General features: G+C 61.4%; 5 protein-coding genes. All 5 read right to left on the bottom strand.

The features are described from left to right. Window positions 1-79: 79 nt before the first annotated feature. The 5 genes from LG219_RS15200 to LG219_RS15220 all read right to left on the bottom strand — a co-directional run bounded on the left by LG219_RS15200 (window position 80) and on the right by LG219_RS15220 (window position 3248). Entirely contained in the window at window positions 80-1486 is a 1407-nt protein-coding gene (locus LG219_RS15200; RefSeq protein WP_052183938.1) for a helix-turn-helix domain-containing protein, read from the bottom strand. Between the two features lie 165 nt (window positions 1487-1651). Then, on the bottom strand, window positions 1652-2038 hold the full coding sequence (gene parC / locus LG219_RS15205; RefSeq protein ID WP_011270177.1) for a ParC family partition-associated protein: 387 nt from the start codon (window positions 2036-2038) through the stop codon (window positions 1652-1654). 33 nt (window positions 2039-2071) lie between these two features. After that, on the bottom strand, window positions 2072-2293 hold the full coding sequence (locus LG219_RS15210; RefSeq protein WP_011178357.1) for a plasmid partition protein ParG: 222 nt from the start codon (window positions 2291-2293) through the stop codon (window positions 2072-2074). A 21-nt stretch (window positions 2294-2314) separates the two neighbouring features. Continuing rightward, window positions 2315-2953 (bottom strand): ParA family partition ATPase, encoded by a 639-nt coding sequence (gene parA, locus LG219_RS15215; protein ID WP_008166580.1) that lies wholly within the window; start codon window positions 2951-2953, stop codon window positions 2315-2317. Between the two features lie 154 nt (window positions 2954-3107). Next, window positions 3108-3248, bottom strand: a complete 141-nt coding sequence (locus LG219_RS15220; protein ID WP_156143128.1) for a hypothetical protein — start codon at window positions 3246-3248, stop codon at window positions 3108-3110. Window positions 3249-3341 lie beyond the last annotated feature (93 nt).

Raw genomic sequence — 3341 nt, forward strand, 5'->3', positions numbered from 1 at the left:
AAAGGCAGGCGCTATTCAAAGGCAGGCGCTATTCAAAGGCAGGCGCTATTCAAAGGCAGGCGCTATTCAAAGGCAGGCGCTATTCAAAGGCAGGCGCTACGCGCCGGGCGTAGGCTTCGCCATTAGTAATACGCATGGACTTGGGACACTCTCCCGGCTCTGCGATGTAGCGCCCGGCAGCGGTCTTGCTAATGCCCATCTGTGCAGCAATGGCCCGCACGCTCAGACCCTGCGCCTTGAGGGCCAAAGCCTGCGCCTGCTTGGCGCTGGCTGCTTCCAGATAGGAAGCACGATCGACAGCCCCAGCGGCACGTCTGCGGGCTTTCTCGCGCTCGCTGTGGCGCTCTGCGGCCATGTCCCGGCTGATGAGCGTGCGCAGCTTGCGCTGCTCGTCGTCGGTGATGTGAAACAGGCTGATAAGCGTGTCGTTCTTGGGCGTGTAGAGCGGCGCAAACTGCTTGCCGCCGAACTCCACCTTTTCCCCGGCTTCGTGGGCCTTGGCCTTGGCGTACAGCGTCATAAGCTCGGCGCTGCGGTAGTTCCACCGTGGGTCAAGCTCACGGGCCAGCGCGGCGGCCTCGTGGTACATCTGGCCGGTGTGCGTCGCACCTGACAGCAGCAGGAAATTCAGCCGCCAAAACAGGTGCTGCATCCGCTCACCCTCGGCCACGCCGCCGCGCAGCGCGGCCAGCGTGCGCAAGTCCTCCAGGCGATCCCACGCCAGTTGCCGCCCGTTGAGCGTGCGCAGGTTGCCGGTTTGGCCGCCCGGCAGCAGCTTGAACTGGCGACGGTCGGCGCGGGCCTTGCGGTCGGCCTCGATGTCCCAGCGGGCCACCGGCAGCAGCGCCTCGGCCAGATACTCGAAGTTGTACCGGATCGGCTCGCCGTCCGGGCCTAGCTCAACGTGGATGACGCGGCAAACCTCGCCGCTCTTGCTGTTCACCGTATTGACCAGCCGGAGCACGCGGCTTGCATCCTTGGCCGCTGGATCAGCGCCCAGCCCGGCCAGACGGTCGATCAGGTAACGCTGGCAGGCATTCCAGCGTGGCAGCGCCTGACGCGGCAAGGTGCCATCCAGCAGCCACTTTGCTTGCACGCCACGGCCAGAGAAAACGAGGATCGACGGCGGCGGCACGCCTTCGTCGTAGCAGCGGAACATGACAGCGGCGGCCAGTTGCTCGGGGCTGCGCCCCTGCGCCCACGGCTCGCGGTAGGTGTCCAGATCGGCGAACAGCAAGCCGATGCGGGCCAAGTTGACCACGCGGCGATTGGGCTTGATGAACTCAGCCTGAGACAGCCAGGTATCCCGGCTGTGGTCGAGCATGGAGAGCACCACGGGCATCTGTGACAGCCGGTAACTGTCCTGCTTCTTGCCGCTGCCCTCGCCCGTCGCCATGAGCAACGAGAAAAAGCCCTGCCGGGCTGTGTCGTGATAGCAACCCGCCTCATCGGCTGGGCTGAAAAGTCGTAGCTGTGCTTGCCCCATAACCCTCTTTCCGCTTGTGCGGCAAGAGGTAGGGCGCTACAATGCAGACCATAGTTTGGGTGTTTCTGGTCGTCTGCATCGGTCACGCCTTGGGGTTCCAAACAGTGCCACCTGCTAGGTTCCCACCTCTTGCCAAGCCCCGCTGCCACGCGGGGCTTTGCTTTTTCATCCATCTGAACTCCGCTCCTTCGCTTCCAAAGTTCGCGGAATCCAGCCTTTTGCATTCGCCGTCCAGTGCAGCACGCCATGCTGCCGCAGCACTGCCGCCGCGCCATCGAAAGAGCGAAAAAACCGGATGCCTCCCCGGTACTGGCCGAGAATGCGCCGCTCGTTGCCAACGTGCAGCACGATCACCAGCCCGCGCTCTGTGTTCTCGATGACAGCGCCCTTGATCTCATGCGGTGCGTTCTTCGCAAACGCCTTGAAATGAGAGGGCGGCAGTACCTCCAGACTCAACGGTTCCATTTCAACCATCACTTTATACCCCACGCGCCGTATTTCATCAACATTATTAAATTTCGCCAAATCAAAAATGTATGGACTATAGTCCATGCTTTTGACCCGTCCAGCCGGTTAAGTGATTACTCAATCACTCTTTTCATCAAGTGAGCGCACCAGTTCGCGCAGAATGTCCGTGATGCTGCGCCCGGTCTTGGCGGCGTAAATCTTCAGCTTCGTGTGCTCGGCCCGGTCGAGGTCGAAATTCACCCGGACGGTGGCGGCCTTGTCGGCAAGGTCGGACAAGGTAGGGCCAGCCTTCGCGGCGCTCGGGCGGCCTGCTTTCATGCCAAGTTTCCCGCTACTCATTTTCACCTACTCCTTAATTACTCAAATGGTGCAATTGAGGAAACGGCGCACTTCCTCAGCCAGCGCCCGGATTTCCTCGGCGGCCTCGCTCGTCGGCTCTTGGTCAATGGCCGTGGTGCCGCTGGCCGCGCTGCTCGGGTAGATGACGCGCTGCGTGATGCGCGTTTGCAGGATCGGCAGGCCGTACCCGGCCAGCGCCTCGGAGACTTCCGCACCAATCTTGGTGCCCTTGATCGCACGGGACACCACGAAAGCCGCTTTTAGCTTGCCGTCGGTCAGCTCGATGCGCTGCTTGACCAAATCCACGAGGTCAGAGGTTGCCCAAATGTCGTAGGGCGACGGCTGCACCGGGATCAGCACACAATCGGCGGCCTTCATTGCCGACACGGCCAAGTCATGAGCCTGCGGCGCTCCGTCGATCACAACAAAGTCTTTCCGGGCCACGCTCTTTAGATCGCGCTCGATGGTGGGCCGGTCGATGCCAACCACGGGCACGGGTTGATCCTCGCGGACGGCGGCCCAATCGCGGGCGCTGCCCTGCGGGTCAGAATCAACCAGCAACACGTCTGCGCCGTCGAGTTGCAGGGCGCGGGCAAGGTGGGTGGCGATGGTGGTTTTACCCGCCCCGCCCTTCTGGTTCAGTACAGCAATGACTTGCATATGCGCTCCTTGAGCTATTGAGCGTTTGAGGAAAAAAGGAATTACTCAAGCGCAGTATAGCATATTGAGGATTTGAGTAAATGCACCTTTTGAGGGTTTGAAGTCATAAAAAACCCCGCACGCGGCGGGGTTCGGTGGCAGGGCAGGGGAGGGCTTAGGCGGCCTGGTGGATCTCGTCGGCCACCTGTCGGCACATGGCCAGCATGTCGAGCGTGCCCGCTGCGATGGCCTCAAGGGTCGCATCATCCAGCGCCTGCACGATGCTGGTAGCCCGGCGCTCAAGCTCCTGTGTCATTTTCAGAAGACGACTGCACCAGACAACGCGGTTTGAAGGCTGTTGTGCAGTCGTCTATTGAACGAACAGTATCAGGAGTCCGCTGCACGAATG

Origin of the sequence: Deefgea salmonis, assembly GCF_020531905.1 — a bacterium.
GTDB classification, from domain to species: domain Bacteria; phylum Pseudomonadota; class Gammaproteobacteria; order Burkholderiales; family Chitinibacteraceae; genus Deefgea; species Deefgea salmonis.

Bases quoted from the DNA above. Each gene is read 5' to 3' on its own strand.
- parC (WP_011270177.1), bottom strand. From the start codon at position 2,038: ATGGACTATAGTCCATACATTTTTGATTTGGCGAAATTTAATAATGTT.
- LG219_RS15220 (WP_156143128.1), bottom strand. From the start codon at position 3,248: ATGACACAGGAGCTTGAGCGCCGGGCTACCAGCATCGTGCAGGCGCTG.
- LG219_RS15200 (WP_052183938.1), bottom strand. From the start codon at position 1,486: ATGGGGCAAGCACAGCTACGACTTTTCAGCCCAGCCGATGAGGCGGGT.
- LG219_RS15210 (WP_011178357.1), bottom strand. From the start codon at position 2,293: ATGAGTAGCGGGAAACTTGGCATGAAAGCAGGCCGCCCGAGCGCCGCG.
- parA (WP_008166580.1), bottom strand. From the start codon at position 2,953: ATGCAAGTCATTGCTGTACTGAACCAGAAGGGCGGGGCGGGTAAAACC.